Source organism: Roseiarcus sp. (assembly GCF_049514155.1).
Classification (GTDB): Bacteria; Pseudomonadota; Alphaproteobacteria; order Rhizobiales; family Beijerinckiaceae; genus Roseiarcus.
On sequence record NZ_JBEKVH010000002.1, the window covers coordinates 1 to 18739 of the forward strand.

Annotated in this window: 24 protein-coding genes; 13 read left to right on the forward strand and 11 right to left on the reverse strand. The window is 69.2% G+C overall.

Features of this window, described 5'->3' with window-relative positions:
* Positions 1–1262: transcription termination factor Rho (rho, locus tag ABSF49_RS00300; RefSeq protein ID WP_424110625.1), on the reverse strand; the 1262-nt coding region annotated here is incomplete at its 3' end.
* Between the two features lie 14 nt (positions 1263–1276).
* On the opposite strand from rho, the gene ABSF49_RS00305 reads away from it, so the two are divergent.
* On the forward strand, positions 1277–1441 hold the full coding sequence (locus ABSF49_RS00305) for a hypothetical protein (RefSeq protein ID WP_424110626.1): 165 nt from the start codon (positions 1277–1279) through the stop codon (positions 1439–1441).
* Between the two features lie 31 nt (positions 1442–1472).
* On the opposite strand, the gene hemJ is transcribed toward ABSF49_RS00305, so the two are convergent.
* A complete protein-coding gene (gene hemJ / locus ABSF49_RS00310) occupies positions 1473–1901 on the reverse strand; it encodes a protoporphyrinogen oxidase HemJ (RefSeq protein WP_424110627.1) in 429 nt (142 codons plus the stop codon).
* Between the two features lie 479 nt (positions 1902–2380).
* Here hemJ and ABSF49_RS00315 point away from each other — a divergent pair, with 479 nt between their 5' ends.
* Genes ABSF49_RS00315 through dnaQ form a run of 5 tightly spaced genes read left to right on the forward strand, consistent with a single transcriptional unit; the run spans position 2381 to position 6005 of the window.
* Complete coding sequence (locus tag ABSF49_RS00315; RefSeq protein ID WP_424110628.1) at positions 2381–3214, forward strand: pyruvate, water dikinase regulatory protein; 834 nt, start codon at positions 2381–2383, stop codon at positions 3212–3214.
* Between the two features lie 11 nt (positions 3215–3225).
* A complete protein-coding gene (locus ABSF49_RS00320) occupies positions 3226–3849 on the forward strand; it encodes a Maf family protein (protein ID WP_424110629.1) in 624 nt (207 codons plus the stop codon).
* Positions 3846–4700: a shikimate dehydrogenase gene (locus ABSF49_RS00325; protein WP_424110630.1), complete on the forward strand. Its 855-nt coding sequence runs from the start codon at positions 3846–3848 to the stop codon at positions 4698–4700. The genes ABSF49_RS00320 and ABSF49_RS00325 overlap by 4 nt, the downstream gene beginning before the upstream one ends.
* Positions 4697–5305 (forward strand): dephospho-CoA kinase, encoded by a 609-nt coding sequence (gene coaE / locus ABSF49_RS00330; RefSeq protein ID WP_424110631.1) that lies wholly within the window; start codon positions 4697–4699, stop codon positions 5303–5305. Before ABSF49_RS00325 ends, coaE begins: the two co-directional genes overlap by 4 nt.
* Positions 5298–6005 carry a DNA polymerase III subunit epsilon gene (gene dnaQ, locus ABSF49_RS00335; protein WP_424110632.1) on the forward strand — a complete coding sequence of 236 codons (708 nt, stop codon included), beginning with the start codon at positions 5298–5300 and terminating at the stop codon, positions 6003–6005. Before coaE ends, dnaQ begins: the two co-directional genes overlap by 8 nt.
* Here the strand turns inward: dnaQ and secB are convergent.
* From secB to fabA, 6 genes are all read right to left on the reverse strand, one after another.
* Positions 6002–6472 carry a protein-export chaperone SecB gene (gene secB, locus ABSF49_RS00340; RefSeq protein ID WP_424110633.1) on the reverse strand — a complete coding sequence of 157 codons (471 nt, stop codon included), beginning with the start codon at positions 6470–6472 and terminating at the stop codon, positions 6002–6004. The two genes, dnaQ and secB, sit on opposite strands and share 4 nt — an antisense overlap.
* Before the next feature lie 93 nt (positions 6473–6565).
* On the reverse strand, positions 6566–7765 hold the full coding sequence (locus ABSF49_RS00345; protein WP_424110634.1) for an SGNH/GDSL hydrolase family protein: 1200 nt from the start codon (positions 7763–7765) through the stop codon (positions 6566–6568).
* An 83-nt stretch (positions 7766–7848) separates the two neighbouring features.
* Positions 7849–9159, reverse strand: coding sequence for a lytic murein transglycosylase (locus ABSF49_RS00350; protein WP_424110635.1), 1311 nt, complete (start codon positions 9157–9159; stop codon positions 7849–7851).
* A gap of 89 nt (positions 9160–9248) precedes the next feature.
* Positions 9249–10037 (reverse strand): enoyl-ACP reductase FabI, encoded by a 789-nt coding sequence (gene fabI / locus ABSF49_RS00355; RefSeq protein WP_424110636.1) that lies wholly within the window; start codon positions 10035–10037, stop codon positions 9249–9251.
* 34 nt (positions 10038–10071) lie between these two features.
* Entirely contained in the window at positions 10072–11295 is a 1224-nt protein-coding gene (fabB, locus tag ABSF49_RS00360) for a beta-ketoacyl-ACP synthase I (RefSeq protein ID WP_424110637.1), read from the reverse strand.
* A gap of 40 nt (positions 11296–11335) precedes the next feature.
* Positions 11336–11860: a 3-hydroxyacyl-[acyl-carrier-protein] dehydratase FabA gene (fabA, locus tag ABSF49_RS00365; RefSeq protein WP_424110638.1), complete on the reverse strand. Its 525-nt coding sequence runs from the start codon at positions 11858–11860 to the stop codon at positions 11336–11338.
* 271 nt (positions 11861–12131) lie between these two features.
* Between fabA and irrA the strand changes: the two genes are divergently transcribed.
* Positions 12132–12560 carry an iron response transcriptional regulator IrrA gene (irrA, locus tag ABSF49_RS00370; protein ID WP_424110687.1) on the forward strand — a complete coding sequence of 143 codons (429 nt, stop codon included), beginning with the start codon at positions 12132–12134 and terminating at the stop codon, positions 12558–12560.
* On the opposite strand, the gene ABSF49_RS00375 is transcribed toward irrA, so the two are convergent.
* The 3 genes from ABSF49_RS00375 to ABSF49_RS00385 all read right to left on the reverse strand — a co-directional run bounded on the left by ABSF49_RS00375 (position 12545) and on the right by ABSF49_RS00385 (position 14361).
* On the reverse strand, positions 12545–13396 hold the full coding sequence (locus ABSF49_RS00375) for a hypothetical protein (RefSeq protein ID WP_424110639.1): 852 nt from the start codon (positions 13394–13396) through the stop codon (positions 12545–12547). The genes irrA and ABSF49_RS00375 overlap by 16 nt on opposite strands.
* Before the next feature lie 118 nt (positions 13397–13514).
* Entirely contained in the window at positions 13515–13934 is a 420-nt protein-coding gene (locus ABSF49_RS00380) for a SufE family protein (protein WP_424110688.1), read from the reverse strand.
* Positions 13935–14064: 130 nt separating this feature from the next.
* On the reverse strand, positions 14065–14361 hold the full coding sequence (locus ABSF49_RS00385) for a hypothetical protein (RefSeq protein ID WP_424110640.1): 297 nt from the start codon (positions 14359–14361) through the stop codon (positions 14065–14067).
* 294 nt (positions 14362–14655) lie between these two features.
* Here ABSF49_RS00385 and ABSF49_RS00390 point away from each other — a divergent pair, with 294 nt between their 5' ends.
* The 6 genes from ABSF49_RS00390 to ABSF49_RS00415 all read left to right on the forward strand — a co-directional run bounded on the left by ABSF49_RS00390 (position 14656) and on the right by ABSF49_RS00415 (position 18704).
* Complete coding sequence (locus ABSF49_RS00390; protein ID WP_424110641.1) at positions 14656–16455, forward strand: PAS domain-containing sensor histidine kinase; 1800 nt, start codon at positions 14656–14658, stop codon at positions 16453–16455.
* Positions 16448–17035, forward strand: coding sequence for a peptidoglycan-binding domain-containing protein (locus ABSF49_RS00395; RefSeq protein WP_424110642.1), 588 nt, complete (start codon positions 16448–16450; stop codon positions 17033–17035). Before ABSF49_RS00390 ends, ABSF49_RS00395 begins: the two co-directional genes overlap by 8 nt.
* 5 nt (positions 17036–17040) lie before the next feature.
* On the forward strand, positions 17041–17409 hold the full coding sequence (locus ABSF49_RS00400; protein ID WP_424110643.1) for a DUF1491 family protein: 369 nt from the start codon (positions 17041–17043) through the stop codon (positions 17407–17409).
* A gap of 168 nt (positions 17410–17577) precedes the next feature.
* A complete protein-coding gene (locus ABSF49_RS00405) occupies positions 17578–17742 on the forward strand; it encodes a Flp family type IVb pilin (protein WP_424110644.1) in 165 nt (54 codons plus the stop codon).
* Between the two features lie 197 nt (positions 17743–17939).
* Positions 17940–18104, forward strand: coding sequence for a Flp family type IVb pilin (locus ABSF49_RS00410; RefSeq protein WP_424110645.1), 165 nt, complete (start codon positions 17940–17942; stop codon positions 18102–18104).
* An 81-nt stretch (positions 18105–18185) separates the two neighbouring features.
* Entirely contained in the window at positions 18186–18704 is a 519-nt protein-coding gene (locus ABSF49_RS00415) for an A24 family peptidase (RefSeq protein ID WP_424110646.1), read from the forward strand.
* Positions 18705–18739: the final 35 nt, after the last annotated feature.

The window sequence follows — 18739 nt, forward strand, 5'->3', positions numbered from 1 at the left end:
CGCTTCATGGCCTCGAAGAACTCGCTGTTGGACTTAGTGTCCTTCATCTTGTCGAGCAGGAACTCGATCGCCGACAGCTCGTCCATCGGGTGCAGGAGCTTGCGCAGAATCCACATCTTGGCGAGCTCGCCCTGGTCGGTGATGAGCTCTTCCTTGCGCGTGCCGGAACGGTTGATGTTGACCGCCGGGAAGACCCGCTTTTCGGAAACGCGCCGGTCGAGGTGGATTTCGCTGTTGCCGGTGCCCTTGAACTCCTCGTAGATGACGTCGTCCATCTTCGAGCCGGTATCAATGAGCGCGGTGGCAAGGATGGTCAGACTGCCACCCTCCTCGATGTTGCGGGCCGCACCGAAGAAGCGCTTCGGGCGCTGCAGCGCATTGGCGTCCACGCCGCCCGTCAGCACCTTGCCGGAGGACGGCACCACGGTGTTGTAGGCGCGGCCGAGCCGGGTGATCGAATCGAGCAGGATCACGACATCGCGGCCGTGCTCGACCAGACGCTTGGCTTTCTCGATCACCATTTCCGCGACCTGGACGTGGCGCGCCGCCGGCTCGTCGAAGGTCGAGGAGATCACCTCACCTTTGACCGAGCGCTGCATGTCTGTCACTTCCTCCGGCCGCTCGTCGATCAAGAGCACGATCAGGTAGCATTCCGGGTGATTGGCGGTGATGGCATGGGCGATGTTCTGCAGCAGCACCGTCTTGCCGGTGCGCGGCGGCGACACGATCAGCGCGCGCTGGCCCTTGCCGATCGGCGAAACGATGTCGATTACCCGAACCGACATGTCCTTACGGGTCGGATCGTCGACCTCGAGCTTCAGGCGCTCGTCGGGATAGAGCGGCGTGAGGTTGTCGAAGTGCACCTTGTGGCGCGTCTTTTCCGGATCCTCGAAATTGATCGCATTGCACTTCAGCAGCGCGAAATAGCGCTCGCCCTCCTTGGGGCTGCGAATCACGCCTTCGACCGTGTCGCCGGTGCGCAGGCCAAGGCGACGGATCTGCGACGGCGAAACGTAGATGTCGTCGGGACCGGCGAGATAATTGGCGTCGGGCGAGCGTAGGAAGCCGAAGCCGTCCTGCAAAATCTCGATCACCCCTTCGCCGATGATTTCGACCTCGCGCGCCGCCAGCTGCTTGAGGATGGCGAACATCAGCTCCTGCTTGCGCATGATCGAGGCGTTTTCGACCTCGTTCTCCTCGGCGAACGAGAGGAGTTCGGTCGGCGATTTCTTCTTGAGGTCTTGGAGTTTGATTTCCCGCATTGGGATGGTCTCGGATGTTCGGCGAGGGCAAGGGAAAGATGGGCGCGGGACCCAAGTCGAAGCGGTTGACCGCTTCGGCCGGCGTCGTCGGGATCGGGGAGATCCGCGCGCCGGCGGGGGCGCCCGTGGAAGGCGAGGGCCCCCGTTTAAACGGCTTCGACGAATCTTTCAACGACTGATTTCGCGGAGCGATTTCCGGGCCGCCGCCGCTTACGGCTTCATCACCACCAGGAAGACGACGAGGATCATGATCGCCGTCGGCGCTTCGTTGATGATGCGGTAGAAACGCGACGAATGGCGGTTGCGGTCCTCGGCGAAGGCGCGGACGCGGGCCGAAAAGAAGCCGTGCAGCCCCGTCAACAGCAGCACCAACGCCAGTTTGGCGTGGAGCCATGGCGAGAGGAAATAACCTTCGCGCCAGGCGAGCAGCAGCCCGGTGATCCAGACGGCGATCATCGCCGGGTTGACGATGCCCCTGAGCAGCCGCCGCTCCATGACTTTGAACTGCTCGGAGGTTGCCGACTTTGGCTCCGCCTCCGCGTGATAGACGAACAGCCGCGGCAGATAGAGCATGCCCGCCATCCACGAGATGACCGCGACGATATGCAGGACCTTGATCCAGAGATCGATCGAATTCATGCGTGAGGAGACCGCTGTTGCGCCGAGAGGGGCCAACTTGCCATGCGAGCGCGGCGAGGGCAAAGCCGAGCGCGATTCCCACAGGAGGCCCGCCAAAGGAATCTAGGAATCTGACTCTTAGATTCGATTCTTCTTAGCGGCCGAAAGCGCGCAGGCAATCCTGTCCACCGCGCAGGATCGCTCCGCGCCGGCGGGACGCGCCGGGGCGCCCGCAACGGCGGCTGGGGATTGGTTAACGAATCGTTAACCGATTCAATGTCGCCGGTGGCGGCGCGGATGTGAATAGAGAGCCGTCGTCCCCGTAATTCCCGGTTCGGCGCCCACCGGCGTCATGATCGGCGCCCCGCATTCGCCTGTGGACCGAGGCGGACCGAAACCCGCTGCGCCGGCCGCGGCGGCGGCGAAGCTGCGGCTTCTCCACGTCTGTCCACAGGCGTCACGGCGGGCTATATGGGGGCCTCTCGCCAGCGGAGCAGTCGATGGGGCGCAGTTATTTTCACCTTCATCTCGTCTCCGATTCGACGGGCGAGACCTTGATCGCCGCGTCGCGCGCCGCCGCCGCGCAATATCAGGGCGTCGCCTCGATCGAGCACGTCTATCCGCTGGTGCGCACCCGCGCCCAGCTCGAGCGCGTGGTCGCCGAAATCGACAATGCGCCCGGCATCGTGCTGTTCACCCTGGTCGACCCCGATCTGTCGCGCCGCCTCGAGACGGCCTGCGAAGAATCGGGCTCGCCGTGCCTGTCGGTGCTCGGGCCGGTGCTGACCCTGTTTCAATCCTATCTCGGCCAGAGCTCGACGCCGCGCGCCGGCGCCCAGCACATGCTCAATCCCGAATATTTCAAGCGGATCGACGCGCTGAACTTCACCATGATGTGCGACGACGGCCAGCTGACCGAGACGCTGGAGAGCGCCGACATCGTGCTGCTCGGCGTCAGCCGCACCTCGAAGACGCCGACGAGCATCTACCTCGCCAATCGCGGCTATCGCACCGCCAACATTCCGCTGGTGCCCGGCGTGCCGCCGCCCGCCGCGCTCGACCATCTTCGCCGGCCGCTGATCGTCGGCCTGGTCGCTTCGCCGGACCGAATTGTTCAGATTCGCCAAAATCGTCTGCTGGCGCTGCAAGCCAATCCTGAAACCGAATATGTCGACCGCATCGCCGTCGCGCACGAGGTCAACGATTCGCGTCGCATGTTCGGCGAGCGCAACTGGCCGATCATCGACGTCTCCCGCCGCTCGATCGAAGAGACCGCGGCGGCGATTCTCGACCTCTATCGCGAGCACAAACAGAAGTTCATCGCCCACGGCTGAAATCGGCCCCTATGCCCACCCCGTCTCTGTGGATCGGCGCCTCGCCGATCGTCCTGGCTTCGAAAAGCGCCAGCCGCCGCGCCCTGCTGGCTGGCGTCGGCCTGCCGTTCGAGGTCGAACCGGCCGGCATCGATGAGCGCGGCGTCGAGGAGGCGCTGACCCAGCGCGGCGACGCTGGCGACGGCCTCGCGCTGGCGCTGGCGCGCGCCAAGGCGCTGGCGGTCAGCGCGCGGCGGCCGCAGGCCTTGACGCTGGGCGCCGACCAGACCCTGACCCTCGACGGCCAGGCGATGCACAAGGCGCCGACGCGGGCGGCGGCGGCCGCCGCGCTTCAGGCGATGAGCGGCCGTACGCATCGCCTTGCCTCCGCCTTCGCGCTGGCGCGCGACGGCGCGATCCTGGCCGAAGACAGCGACAGCGCCGATATGACGATGCGCGCTCTCGACGCGGCGCAGATCGCCCGCTATCTCGACATCGCCGGGCCTGCGGTCCTGGCGAGCGTCGGGGCCTACCAGATCGAGGGCCTCGGCGCGCATCTGTTCGAAACGATCTCTGGCGACTACGCCACGATTCTCGGGCTGCCGATGCTGAAACTTCTCGCCGCGCTGCGCGGCCTTGGGCTCCTCGCGCTATGAGCGCCATCCGTCGCGCCGGCGTCTGCGGCTGGCCGGTCGCCCATTCGCGCTCGCCGCTGATCCACGGCTACTGGCTCGCGCGCTATCATCTCGAAGGCGCCTACGAGCGTTTCGCGGTGCCGCCGCTCGGATTCGCCGAGTTCGCCGCCTCGATCGGCGTCGACGGCCTGGTCGGCGCCAACGTCACGGTGCCGCACAAGGAGGCCGCCTTCGCCGCCTGCGATCGCCTGACCGATTCGGCGCGCGCCACCGGCGCGGTCAATACGCTGTGGCGCGAAGGCGGCGCGCTGTGGGGCGACAACACCGACGTCGCCGGATTCCTCGCCAGCCTCGACGCCGAGGCGCCCGGCTGGCGCGACCGCGTCGACAGCGCGGTGGTGCTGGGGGCGGGCGGCGTGGCGCGCGCGATCGTCCATGGGCTGGTGTCGCGCGGCGTCGAGCATGTCGCCATCGTCAACCGCACCCGGGCGCGCGCCGCCGCGCTCGCCGATCGTTTCGGCCCGGCGGCGCGCGCGGCGACCTGGGACGAATTGCCGCAGCTGCTCGCCAAGGCCGGCCTGCTCGCCAACGCGACGATCCTCGGCATGGCGGGCCAGCCGCCGCTCGACGTCAATCTGGCGCCGCTGACGGCGGAAGCGGTGGTCGCCGATGTCGTCTACGTTCCGCTGACGACGCCGCTGGTCGAAGCGGCGTGGCGGCGCGGCTGCGTCGCGGTCGGCGGGCTCGGCATGCTGCTGCGCCAGGCGGCGCCCGGCTTCGCCCGCTGGTTCGGCAGGACGCCCGAGGTGACGGCGGAATTGCGGGCGCTGGTCGAGGCCGACCTGCGCGCCGCGGAAAAAGGCCGAACGTGATCGTCGCCGGACTGACCGGCTCGATCGCGATGGGCAAATCGACGGTCGGTCGCATGTTCGCCGAACTCGGCGCGCCGGTGTTCGACGCCGACGCCGCGGTGCGCGAATTCTATCGCTCGGACGAGGCCGCGGCGGTCGAAGCCGCCTTTCCTGGGGTTCGGATCGACGGCGACGTCGATCGCGGCCTGCTCGCCGCCGCCACGCTCGGCGACCCGGCGGCGCTGAGGCGCCTGGAGGGAATCGTCCACCCCGACGTGGCGCGCCGCCGCCAGGCCTTCCTCGCCGCCGCCGCGGCGGCGGGGCGACGCCTCGCCATCGTCGATGTGCCGCTGCTGTTCGAGACCGGAGGGGAGAAGACGGTCGATCTTGTCGTCGTCGTCAGCGCCGGCCTCGAGGCGCAACGCGCGCGCGCGCTGTCGCGGCCCGGCATGAGCGAGGCGAAGTTCGCCGCGATCCTCGCCCGCCAGACGCCGGACGCCGAAAAGCGCCGCCGCGCCCATTGGGTGATCGATACGCGCGGCCCCTATCCAGCCACTCGCGCCCAGGTCGCCGCCGTGCTGCGGGCGCTGGCCCCCGTCCCCGGCCGGAGGCCGACCGATGCGTGAAATCGTCCTCGACACCGAGACGACCGGGCTCGACCCCGGCAAGGGCGATCGGCTGGTCGAAATCGGCGCGGTCGAGATCGTCAATCAGATCGCCACCGGCGCCGTTTTTCACACCCTGATCAATCCCGAGCGCGAGGTGCCGGAGGAGGCGTTCCGCGTCCATGGCCATTCGACCGCCTCGCTCGCCGACCAGCCGGTCTTCGCCGTCGTGGTCGACGATTTCCTCGCTTTCATCGGCGAAGATCGCCTCGTCATCCACAACGCCGAATTCGACCTGCGCTTTCTCAACGCCGAGCTGGCGACGCTCGGTCGCCCGTCCATACCCGCCGATCGGGTCACCGACACGCTTCTCCTCGCGCGCCGCAAGCACCCCGGCGCGCCCAACAACCTCGACGCGCTGTGCGACCGCTATCGCATCGACCGCTCGAAGCGGGTGCGCCACGGCGCGCTGCTCGACGCCGAGATTCTGGTCGAGGTCTATGGCGAGCTGACCGGCGGTCGCCAGCGCTCGCTGTCGTTCGCGATCGCCGACGCGGCGCGGAGCGACGGGCCGGTCGCGACGGCCAAGCGCGCGCGGCCGACGCCGCTGCCTGAGCGCGCGAGCCAGGCCGAACGCGACGCCCATGCCGCGCTCGTCGATTCGCTCGGCGAATCGGCGATTTGGCGCCGTTACGCGCCGCCGACGGATAGCAAGGGTTAGGCGTTCGCCGGCGCTGCGGCAGCCGCTTGCTGCCGCTGCAGATAGAGGCGGTGGAAGTCGATCGGATCGACGTAAAGGGGCGGATAGCCGCCGTTGCGCACCGCGTCGGCGATGATCTGGCGCGCGAACGGGAACAGCAGGCGCGGGCCTTCGATCATCGCCAGCGGCTGGACCTGATCGGCGGGGACGTTCTCGATGCGGAACACGCCGGCGTAGTGGAGCTCGAACTTGAACACGACGCTCGCGCCCTCGCCCGCGCCGCCTTCGAGCAGCAGTTCGACCTCGTAGTCGGTGGCGGCGATCTGCCGGCCGTTGACGTTGACCTGAAGGTTGAGGCCCGCCGGCTGCTGGCCGAAACTGCGCGGCGCATTCGGGTTCTCGAACGAGAAGTCCTTGACGTATTGCGCGACGACCGAGAAGCGCGGCGCCGCCGCGTCCCCTCCGCCGTTGCCGTTCTCTTCGGCCATCGCTTCAACTCCCAGCCGCTCGACCCTGCGTTTCGGCGCGTCGCCTAACACGCGCCGTCGGCCCGAACAAGCGCGGCGGAGGGGCGCTGCGGCTCAGAGCCGCGGCCAGGAGAAATCGTCGGCGCGGCCGCTGCGCGGATCGGCGGGCTCGCCCTGACGCAGCACCCGCGCCACCAGGTCGGTCTCTCCGGGCGGGGTCGGCTCGCGCGAGGCGAGCGCGCCGCCTGGCGAAAGCGGGCGTCCGGTCAGCGACAGGATCGGTCCGGCCAGCGGTTTGGGCGGCTCCAGCGTCGCCGGCGCGCCCGGCGCCTCGGGGGCCCCCATCTCGCGGCGAATCTGGGCGTTGATGTCGCCCGCCGCCTGCTCGATGTCGGGCGGCAGGTCGGCGGTCGCGCTCTGCGGCCGCCCCTTGTCGAAGACGCGGCGAATCTCGGCCTCGAGGAAGTGGGCGACCTTGCGTCCGCCGGCCTTGGTGAAATGAATGCCGTCGGGGCCGCGCAGCTTGACGATCTGCCCGTCGACGTTGGGGCCGGAGGCGTCGTACTGCCCGTTCTGGTCGGCGAAGGCGTCCCAGATGTCGATATATTTGACGCCCTGTTTTTCGACTTCGGCGCGGTCGATCTCGTTGAGCTTGACGATGTCGGCGTTGAAGCGGTCGGTGCGCATCGGCGGCATGCCGACCCAGGCGACCGGAATGTTCGCGGCCTGGAACGGGGCGAGCACTGCGTCGATGCGCGCCGTATAGGCCGCCTTCCAGCGGTCGCTCAACGGGTCGAGATTGTCGGCGCCGTCGCGCATCGCCTGGAGGTCGTTGATGCCGACCATGACGACGACGAAGTCGATATGGTCCTTGCCGGTCGCCAGATCGTGGGCGGCCTTCGGCCAGTCGAAATAATCGGCGCGCACCAGGCCGGAGGCGTCGTGCGACTTGTCGGCGACGGCGATCTCCGGCTTGTCGGCGAAGGCCTCGGTCAGGCCGCTGGCGGCGAGCGAGGCGAGGCTGTCGCCGATGACGTCGATGAAGAAGGTCGGCTGCACCGCCGCGCCGCCCGGCGTGCCCGGCTCGCGCGTCGTGGTCGCCGGGACGAAGTCGCGCACCTTCTTCTTCGGCTTGGCGGGGGCCGCGTCGGGCGGCTTCGGCGGCTGGCCGCCGCCGAACAATTGCTGGAAGAAGCCGCCCAGCCCGCCTTCCTGGGCCGGCGCCGCCGGCGCCGCCAAGGCGACGGCGAACGCCGCGACGGCGGCAAGGCGCAGCGCGCGCGTGACGAACGGGCGATCGAATGCAAACGACATTGGCGCCAACTGCGGCCGCGAGCGGCCCAACCTTCACGCTAGAGGGCGAATTAGGCGGAAAACCGGCGCGGAACGCAAGCCCCTCAGCCGCGTCGCCGCAATCGGCGCAACAGGGCGAGCGTCGGATAGCCGTCCGGCGGCGCGCCGATCGATTCCTGGTAGTCGCGCACAGCCGCCTGCAGACGGTCGCCAACCCGGCCGTCGATGTCGCCGACGTCGTAGCCGCGCCGGTCGAGCTCGCGCTGCAGCTCGCGCACGTCTCTCTCGGCGAGCGGCTTGTTTCGAACCGGCCAGGCCGTCTTGAGACCGTCGCCGCCCATCACCGCATCGCCGAGCAACGCCACCCCGAGCGCGTAGGCGGTCGAGTTGTTATAGGTCTTGATCGTCCTGAAATTGGCGGTGACGAGGAAGATCGGCCCCTTCAGACCGGCGGGAATCAACAATTCGGCCTCGCCGTTCTTCGGCAGCGCGCCGCCGTCGGCGCGCGCGACCGCGCGCGCGGCGAAAGCGGAGAACGGGACGAAGCGCGCCGAATCGGCGGCGGTCAGCTTGAACCCCTCCGGCAGCCGCACTTCGAACCCCCAGGGCGCGCCGGCGATCCAGCCGCGCTTGGCGAGGAAATTGGCGGTCGAGCCGATCGCGTCGGGCGCGCTCGCCCAGATGTCGCGGCGGCCGTGGCCCTCGAAATCGACCGCGAAGGCGAGGAAGCTCGACGGCATGAACTGGGTCTGGCCCATCGCGCCGGCCCACGAGCCCTTCATGTCGCTGGGCGCCACGTCGCCTTCCTCCAGGATCGCCAGCGCCGCGATCAGCTCGTCGCGGAAATAGTCGCCCTGGTAATGGACGAAGGCGAGGCTGGCGAGGGCGCGGATCACCGAATCGCCGCCGGTGAAGGCGCCGAACTCGCTCTCCATGCCCCAGACGCCCATCAATACGGCGGGATCGACGCCATAAGTCTTCTCCGCCTTGGCGAGCCAGGGGCGCAAATCGTCGATCTTGGCGCGGCCGTGGGCGACGCGCGCCGCAGAAACTGAGTTGGCAAGATAGACCCAGATCGGCTGGACGAATTCGGCCTGGGTCGTGGTGTGGGCGACGATCTGGGGATCGAAACTTACGCCGGCGAAGGCGGCGTCGAAGGTTGCGCGCTTGACGCCGCGCGCCTCGGCGAGCGGCCACAGCCCGGCGACGAAGGCGCGAAAGGCGGCCTCCTGCTTGCGCGCCGCTTCGGCCGCGGCCCTTTTCGCCGCTATCGCCGCTGCGGCCTTCTTCGCCGCCGCCGCGGCGGGCTTTCGCGGCGTCGCGGCGTCGGCGGGCGCGACGGCGAGGCCCAGCGCGGCGGCGAGCGCGGCGGCCGCAGCGAGGCGGCCCCAGACGGTCGAAGCGAAGCGGGTCATGGCCATCATCCTCGCAGGTCGGCGCGCGCTTAAGCTAGCGGCGAGCCGTTGCGAAGGCATTAACCATATTGGCCTGCGTGGACGGCCCTTCAGCCGTCGCCCTTGATGTCGTCGGGGCGCGGCATCGAGATGATGTTGTAGCCGGCGTCGACGAAATGGGTTTCGCCGGTCACGCCGGCGGAGAGGTCGGACAGCAGGTAGAGCCCCGCCCCGCCGACGTCCTCGATCGTCACCGTGCGGCGCAACGGCGAATGGTGGCGCTGAAAGTTGAACATGAAGCGCGCGTCGGCGATGCCGGCGCCGGCGAGCGTGCGGATCGGGCCGGCGGAAATCGCGTTGACGCGGACGCCGGCCGAACCGTAGTCGGCGGCGAGATAGCGCACGCTCGCCTCCAGCGCCGCCTTGGCGACGCCCATGACGTTGTAGTTCGGCATCACCCGCGTCGAGCCGCCGAAGGTCAGGGTCAACATCGAGCCGCCGCGCGGCATCAGCGCCGCGGCGCGCTTGACGATCTCGGTGAAGGAGAAGGCGGAAATGACCATCGTGCGGACGAAGTTCTCGCGCGTCGTGTCGGCGTAGCGGCCCTTCAGCTCGTTGCGGTCGGAGAAGCCGATGCAATGGACGACGAAATCGAGATCGCCCCATCGCTCGGCGAGGACGGCGAAGACCGCGTCCAGCGAGGCGACGTCCTCGACGTCGCAGGGCAGCGAAAGCGTCGACCCGAGGCTCTCGGCGAGCGGCAGGACGCGTTTGCCCAAGGCGTCGCCTTGGTAGGTGAAGGCGAGTTCGGCCCCCTGGGCGGCGACCGCCTTGGCGATGCCCCAGGCGATCGAATGGTCGTTGGCGACGCCCATCACGAGGCCGCGCTTGCCGCTCATCAGGCCTGGATTCATCCTGCTCGTCTCTTGGTCGTCAGGCGTCGACGTGCTTGAACACCAACGTTGCGTTGGTCCCGCCGAAGCCGAAGGAATTGGACAGCGCCGCGCCTATGCTGACGTTGTCGATGCGCCGCCGCGCGATCGGCATGTCGGCGAACTCGGGGTCGAGCTCGTCGATATGCGCGCTCTCGGCGATGAAGCCGTTCTGCATCATCAGCAGCGAATAGATCGCCTCGTGGACGCCGGTCGCGCCCTGCGAATGGCCGGTCAGCGACTTGGTCGCCGAGATCGGCGGGCATTTGTCGCCCGAGCCGAACACCGCGCGAATCGCCTCGATCTCTTTCTGGTCGCCGACCGGGGTCGAGGTCGCGTGCGGGTTGATGTAGTCGATCGGAACCTTCACCGTCGCCAGCGCCTGGCGCATGCAGCGCGCCGCGCCTTCGCCGGACGGCGCGACCATGTCGGCGCCGTCGGACGTCGCGCCGTAGCCGGCGACCTCGCCGTAGATGCGGGCCCCGCGCGCCTTGGCGCGCTCATATTCCTCCAGCACCAGCACGCCGGCGCCGGCGGAGATGACGAAGCCGTCGCGGTTCTTGTCGTAGGCGCGCGAGGCGCGCTCCGGCGTCGCGTTGTAGGCCGACGACATCGCGCCCATCGCGTCGAACAGAACCGACAACGTCCAGTCGAGATCCTCGCAGCCGCCGGCGAACATCAGGTCCTGCTTGCCGAGCAGGATCTGTTCGGCCGCCGCGCCGATGCAATGGTTGGAGGTCGCGCAGGCCGACGAAATCGAATAGGCGACGCCCTTGATCTTGAACCAGGTCGACAGATTGGCCGATGCGGTCGAACACATTGATTTCGGCACCGCGTAGGGGCCGACCCGCTTCGGGCCCTTGGAACGGGCGACGTCGGCCGCCTCGACGATCGCGCGCGTCGACGGGCCGCCCGAGCCGATGATCAAGCCGCTGCGCTCGTTGGAAATGTCACCCGGCTCGAGCCCGGAATCACGGATCGCCTGATCCATCGCCACGTGGCACCAGGCGGTGCCGCCGCCGTGGAAGCGCATCGCGCGGCGGTCGAGCATCTCTTCCGGCTTGACGGTCGGCGCGCCTTGGACCTGGCTGCGGAACCCGAGTTCGGCGTAGCGGTCGGCGCGGGTGACGCCCGACCTCGCTTCGCGCAGGCTCGCCAAGACTTCCTGGGCATTGGCGCCGATCGACGAGACGATGCCCATGCCGGTGACGACGACGCGCCTCATTGCCTTACTCCACCATCGCCGCTAACGAGCCCGGCGCAACTTAAGCGTGGCTCTGGGCGGCGGCGCCAAACAGGCCGACGCGCATGTCCTTGACCTCGTAAATGCGCTTGCCGTCGGCCTCCAGCCAACCGTCGGCGATGCCAAGGATCAGCTTGCCCTTGAAAACGCGTTTTACGTCGACGCCGTAGATCACTTTCTTGATCGTCGGCAGCACCTGGTCGATGAATTTGACCTCGCCGACCCCGAGCGCCCGGCCGCGGCCTTGCAAGCCGAGCCAGCCGAGGAAGAATCCGGTCAACTGCCACAGGGCGTCGAGCCCCAGGCAGCCCGGCATGACGGGATCGCCTTTGAAATGACAGGAGAAAAACCAGAGTTCGGGCTTGATGTCGAACTCCGCCCGCACGCCGCCTTTGCCGTGCGCGCCGCCATCCTCGCTGATGTCGGCGATGCGGTCGAACATCAGCATCGGCGGCAGCGGCAGTTGCGCGTTGCCCGCTCCGAACAATTCGCCGCGGCCGCAGGCCAGCAGCTCCTCGAAGGCGAATTGTGAACGCCGTTCCGACATGCTCTTTCGCGTTCCCTCGTGAAGGCGGACAGCCAGACGGCGCTCGGTCCGCGTCGCCGCTTCGTAACACAGGCGCAGGCGTCTCGAAAGCGCTCCGCCGCGTCCGTCATCAGACCTTCGGCATCGTCGATCGTAACGGCTGACGGAAGCGTCGGGCTGTGGTAAGGGCAGAGGGTCCGCCCGTTGGAAAAGCGCATTGATCAGGACGTTTCGAGCCGCCGTGTCCCCTCCCGCCGCCCAGTCCGTTTCAGCCTCCCGCCGCAGCGGCGCCATGGGCGCCTGCCCCGTTCACTCGCTGCGCGGCAAATTGCGCCAGGCGCGCCTCAGGCCGACCCGGCAGCGGATCGCGCTGGGCTGGCTGCTGTTCGGCCGCGGCAACCGCCACCTGACCGCCGAAATGCTGTTCGAGGAGGCGCGGGCGGCCAAGCTGCCGGTGTCGCTGGCGACGGTCTACAACACGCTGCACCAGTTCACCGCCGCCGGATTGCTGCGCGAAATCGCGGTCGAAGGCGCGCGCGCCTATTTCGACACCAATCCGACCCCGCACCACCATTTCCTCGTCGAGGAAACGGGCGCGCTGGTCGACATCCCCGACCGCGACATCGCCATGGGGCAATTACCGCCGCCGCCGGCCGGCTGCGAGATTGCCGGGGTCGACGTCGTCGTGCGGGTGCGCCGCTCGCGTCAGAAGGCCGGCTGATCGCCGGCGATGACGCCGGCGCTGGTCACCACCACCCAATCGCGGCCGCGCCGCTCGATCCGCTGCACCCGGCCGATTCCCGGCAGAACGTCGCCCGGCGCGACCTGCTGTGGTCCGTCGCGGCCGTCGATCACGGCATAGCCTTCGTCGGCCTCGACCAACCAATAGCCGCGCAGTTTCGGCCGATCGATCGAGCCGGTCGTCTCGTTGGAGACCATGGCGGCGGCGGGAACCGGCTTGGCCGGCGGCGCGGGCGCGACGGGGGCGGCGGCGACCGGCCGCTTCTCGAGCTTGTCGAGACGGCCCGAGAGATCGGCGAGCTTGCCGGCGGTTTCATGGTCGAAGCGGTCGGCGAGCTTGTCGAGGCGGGCGCCGTGGTCGCGTTCGAGCTTGTCGATGCGCGCGTTGGTCTGGCCGAGGTTGGCGGAGAGGTCGCGCACGCCGGCGCTCTCGCCCTTCATTTCCGCCGCGATTTTGCGCATGTCGGCGCTCTCGTCGCGGGTCCGCGCCGCTTCGATCGCGTCGATGCGATCTTTCAACGTCTTGACCGTCTGGGCGAGGCTGCGCGTTTCTTCGCTCTTGGCGGCAATGAGGTTCGTTTCGCGGGCATGGTCGTAGAGCGCCGCCGCCGCGACGCCGGCGATCAGCGCCAGGCCGGCGGCGAGCGAGGAGGCCCAGACGACGGCCCTGGAGAGGCCGGCGCGCGGCGGCGCGCGGTCGGTGAGCGCATAGGGCAGGAGCTCGAGGCGCGGCGGGTCGACGCTTGGCGCCGGGTCGCCGTCGAACGAGGGCTCTACGCGCGGCGAATCGCCGGAGGTCGGTTGGCTGTCGCTCATCGGGGCGTTTCCGTGCGGACGCGGATCGTGAGCGGAGTTTCGACCGATCGGATTAACGGATCGTTGACCGATTGCGACCGTGGCGGGCAAAGATCGTGGCGGGATTGAAGCGGCCGTCTCAGACCGGCGCGTAGGCGTCGGCGCGGATGCGCTCGATCATCGACCGGACCCCGTTCGACCGCTGCGGCGTCAGATGCTGCTCGAGCCCGAGCTCGCGGAACGCCGCCGGCGCGTCGGTGGCGAGAATCTCCTCCGGCGTGTGGTCGGAATAGAGGGCGACGGCGATCGCCACCAATCCGCGCACCAAATGCGAATCGCTGTCGCCGCGGAAGTGCAGGATCGTACGGCCGTTCGTGTCGCGGCGCGTTTCGCGCTCGATCCACACCTGGCTGACGCAACCGCGCACCCGGGTGGTCTCGTTGTGGGCCTCCGGGGCAAGCGGCTCCAGCGTATGGCCGAGCTCGATCAGATAGCGGTAGCGGTCCTCCCAATCGTCGAGGAAGGCGAAATCGGCGCGAATGGTTTCGATCGAAGCCAGCGGATCGCTCTCGGCTCGAGGGGATTGGCCGCCATTATAGCCGCGCGCCGCCGCCGAGGGCCACCCTCGCGGCTGAAGCGCGGGGCGCGGCTTCGCGCCGCGGCGCCGCCGTCGCCGGTGAAAGGATCGCCTAGAGGGAGGAACGCAGCAGCGGACCGCGCCAGGGCGGCAGCCGATCCGCGGGCGACAGCGTGTCGAGCGCGGCCCGTTGCGGCTTGGCCGCGGCGGGCCCGTCGAGATCGAGCGCGCCGCGCAACGCGCCGCGCGCCAGGGCGCCGACCGCGCCCTCGCCGCTGGCGCTCGCCACCGCGAGGCTGACCACAGCCGGCGTCGCGTCGGGAAGGGCGTCGGTCAGCTTCGCGTCGCCCCACGGCATCGCGTGGAACGTCAAGCCGAGCCAGAACGCCGATCGCAGAAGGAACCGCATGGAGTCCGTCACGCCGTTTCACCGTCGATTCCTGCGACGGCGGAACGAACCCTAGCGCGTTCGCGTTGCGTCCCGGCGCCGGAAACCCGACAAATGCGAGCGATCGCGGCAACCGGATCGTAAGCGGAACGATCTTAACTGCCTATCAACCATGTCGGGAGGCAAAACCTTCGCCGCCCGCCGCGCAGCTCGTTCCGCGCGCGATGCGTTGGTTCGCCTTAGCGTTGATTTAAGCGGCGGCTGGGATCGTCCGCCCGGGGTCGAGTCGATTCCCAAGGTCCGCGGAGGCCGAGGTTGGAGTTTCCGTTCGCCAGCGCGCGTCGACGCGTCGCGGCTCTCGTCCATCCGGACGCTCGAGTCCGCGCGCCGGATCGCGCTCGCCACGAACTGTTCATCTTCGCCCGATTGGCGACGATCGTCCTCGTCGCTGTCCTCGTTCCGCGCTATCTCGCCGCCGTCGGGGCGGACCCGCTGTGGAAGATCAGCGCCCTCGCGTGGCTGCTGCTGCCGCTGGCGGCGGTCGTCCACCTCGCCCGCACCGGCGATCTCGTCGAGGCGCAGCTCATTTCGCTGTTCTCGCTGGCGCTGCTCGTCGGCGTCGTCGTCGTCGGCGCGCGGCTGTCGCCGGAGATGAGCCTCGGCTGGCTGCTGCTGCTGCCGCTCGAAGCGGCGATCGCCGATTCGGCCTCGTTGTTGCGCTTCGCCAACCTGCTGGCGATCGCGCTGCTGCTGCTGATCGCGCTGGCGCACGGCTGGGGGTTCGGCGCCGCCGCGCCGCCGCTCGGCGGTCTGGGACTCGCCGCCGTCGCCGCGCCCGCCGCCGCCTATGCGGCGCTGCATCTGATCGCCGGCGCGCGCGCCCGCCGGCGCGCCGCCGTCGGCGGCGCCGAACGCTATGCGGCGCTCGCCGGCGCGATCGGCGATCTCGTCCTGCGCCACGACCGCAGCGGCGGCGTGCTCGCCGCCAACGGCGAAGGGCCGGCGTTGTTCGGCCACGACGCCGCGAGCTTCATCGGCCGCGGCTTCTTCAACCTCGTCCATGTCGCGGATCGGCCCGCCTATCTCGACGCGCTCGACCGCGCGGCGCGCGGCGATCGCGCAGCGGCCGCGACGGTGCGCCTGCGCGCCGGGACGAACGAGCGCGAGCCCCAGTTCCGCTGGGCGGAGCTGCGCGCGCGCCGGATCGCCGCCGATGTCGAGGGCGCCGCGACGATGTCGGTCGTGCGCGACGTCAGCGCCGCCAAGACCGCCGAAGAGCGGCTGCAGGCGGCGCGCGCCGAGGCCGAAGTCGCCAACGCCTGGAAGGATCGCCTGCTCGCCAATGTCAGCCACGAGCTGCGCACGCCGCTCAACGCGATCCTCGGCTTCGCCGAAATCCTCGGCGACCCCGCGCTTGCGCCGAGCGACCCGGCCAAGCAGCGCGAATACGCCAAGATCATCCACGCTTCGGCCGAGCATCTTCTGTCGATGGTCAATCTGATCCTCGACACGTCGAAGATCGCCGCCGGCACGTTCCGCATCCTGCCCGAGCCGTTCGCGCTCGAGCCGCTGATCGCCGACTGTTGCGACATGGTCCGCCTCAAGGCGGAGGCGGGCGGCGTCAGGCTCGAGCGGGCGCCGAGCGCGGACGTGGGCGACCTCGTCGCCGACAAGCGCGCCTGCCGGCAGATCCTGCTCAATCTGCTCGCCAACGCGGTCAAGTTCACCGATCGCGGCGGGCGCGTCGTCGTCGGCGCAGCCGCGCACGGCGACCAGACGCACATTTTCGTCGCCGACACCGGCCTCGGCATCCCCGCCGACAGCCTGTCGCGGCTCGGCGACCCGTTCTTCCAGGTGCGCAACGACTACGACCGCAGCTTCGAAGGCGCGGGCCTCGGCCTGTCGCTGGTGCGCGGTCTGGTCGGGCTGCACGGCGGCGCCCTCAGGGTCGAGAGCATCGCCGGCGTCGGAACCCGGGTCACCGTGCGGCTGCCGCGCGTCTGCCGGCCGGACGCGATGACCGGCGCGCCGGCGCCGCTGGAGACCGAAGCGCGCCTGGGCGCCGCGGTCGACGACGCCGACCCGCCCGCGGCCAAGGAGAAAAGAATTGCCTGAAGCCTCAGCGCGTCTTCGCTCCGATCCGACGCTCGCCGGCCGGTCCCGGTCGGAGGCCGGGCGCAAATCCTTCGCCGCCGTCGTCGTCTCGTTGTGGAGACGTCTCGGCGCGACCCCGGCGCGCGGCTACGCCGCGGCGGCGCTGACCGCCGCGCTGGTCGGCATCGTCGTCAACGCGCTCGCGCTCCAGCACGCGCGTCATCCGGCGCCCTTTTTCGCCCGCACGCCGGTCGTCGCGGCGGCCCCCACGCCGACCCCGGCGGCGGCGCTCGCCCCGACCGCCGCCGAAACGCCCACCGCGCCGACGCCGCCGACGCGACCGGCGCAGCTCGGCGGCGACGACGCGATCGCCGACATGTTGCGCGCCGACCAGGAACAGGAGGCGCAGAAGCGCCTTGCGGCGGCGCAGACGGCGCTGGTCAAGCTCGGCTACGTGTTGAAGGCCGACGGCGAGCCGAGCGCGGCGACGAGCACGGCGCTGCGCGACTTCGAGCGCGCCCACGGCCTGCCGCCGTCGAACGACGTCACCCCGCGCCTGCTCAAGACGCTGTCCGCCGCCGTGAACGTCGCCGGTCGCTGAAGCCGATGCGGTTGCGCTCGGACATATGGGTCGCCGCCTATCTGCGCCGCGTCGCCGTCGAAGGGGCGGCCGCCGCGTTGCGCCGGCGCGGCGCGGCGGAAGCCGGCGCGATCTGGATCAAGGTCGACCGACTCGATGGTCGCGCGGCGCTCTACGGGCCGGCGCCGCAATCCGAATCCGGCGAGCGCGGGATCGAGCGGCTGTGGCTGCGCGCTCATTCCGAAGAATGGGTCGCGCCCGAGGAGACGGAGCGGCGCGTCGCCCGCGAGGTCGCATTCGACCCAGACCTGTGGCTGGTCGAGGTCGAGGACCGCGACGGCCGCTGCTGGCTCGACCTCGCCGAGCCGCTGGCGCCGTCTGCGCGCCGAACTTGACGGCGAATTAACTGTCGCCGCCGAATCGGCATCGCGAGCGCGCGATCAGCCGTTACAGAACTCAATTGCCAGGACGGTCTTTACTCTCGGGAAATTTCTGCACGCGAGGGTCCGCCAAGGCCGGGTCGGCGCGCCGCGCGGGTCCGCGCCCTGCAGAAGGGGTTCGGCATGATCAGGACAATCCAAGCTTTCCTTTCGAATCAAGATGGCGCGACGGCAATCGAATATGCGCTGATCGCCTCGTTGATCGCCGTCTTCCTCATCGGCGCCCTGGCGGCGCTCGGCACCAATCTCAGCAGTGAATTCGCTGAAGTCGGCGCGGCGCTCAAATAACCAGCGTTCGCGGCCGACCGCCGCGATCGCATTAACCCGGCGCCAACCGCATCGGCGCCGGGTTGTACGACCTCTAGAATTGTCGACGCGCACCCAACAAAGGCGCAACGCGTCGCCAAGGAGATTGACCGTCGCGCGCGGCGGAACGCCAGGGACGCGCAGCGCTGGTCTTCGGCCTTCCCTGCAAGAGCACGGCCATGAACATCCTTCTCAAATCATTCGCCAGCGACGAATCCGGCGCGACTGCGATCGAATACGGGCTGATTGCCGCCCTGATCGCCGTCTTCCTCATCGGCGCCTTGTCGGCGCTCGGCACCAATATGAGCAGTGAGTTCGCCCAGATCGGCGCCGCCATGAACTAACCGGCGGTCCAGGTAACCGCGGGGCAAGCTTTGGCGGCTAGGTTTGGCGCCGGCGAAGCCCTCGATTGCGACGGATGGACTATGGCGGCGACGATCCTCATTGCGGCGAGCGTGTTCTTCTTCCCTGCCGCGATGGCCCTGGCGGCGTCGATGGACGTGGTGACGATGACGATCCCCAACCGCGTCTGCGCGGCGCTGGCGATCGGCTATTTCGTCCTCGCCGTCGCTGTCGGCCTTCCCGCGCACACGATCCTCGTCAACGTCTCCTGCGGCGTCGCGGTTCTGGCGCTGATGTTCGCCATGTTCGCGTTGGGTTGGATCGGCGGCGGCGACGCCAAACTGGCGGCGGCGATCGCGCTGTGGCTCGGCTGGGGCGTGCTGCTCGATTACAGCCTTTCGGCGGCGATCTACGGCGGCGCGCTGACCATTGTCATTCTGCTCGGCCGCCGGCAGGCGCTGCCGTTGTGGTTGTCGCGCCACGCCTGGATCGCCCGCCTGCACGATTCGAAAACCGGCGTCCCCTATGGGGTCGCGCTCGCCGCCGCGGGGATGATGTTCTATCCGCACACCGAAATCTGGCGCGCCGCGGCTGGCCTGTAGCGCTGCGACGAAGCCTTCAGAATTTGCTAACCAGT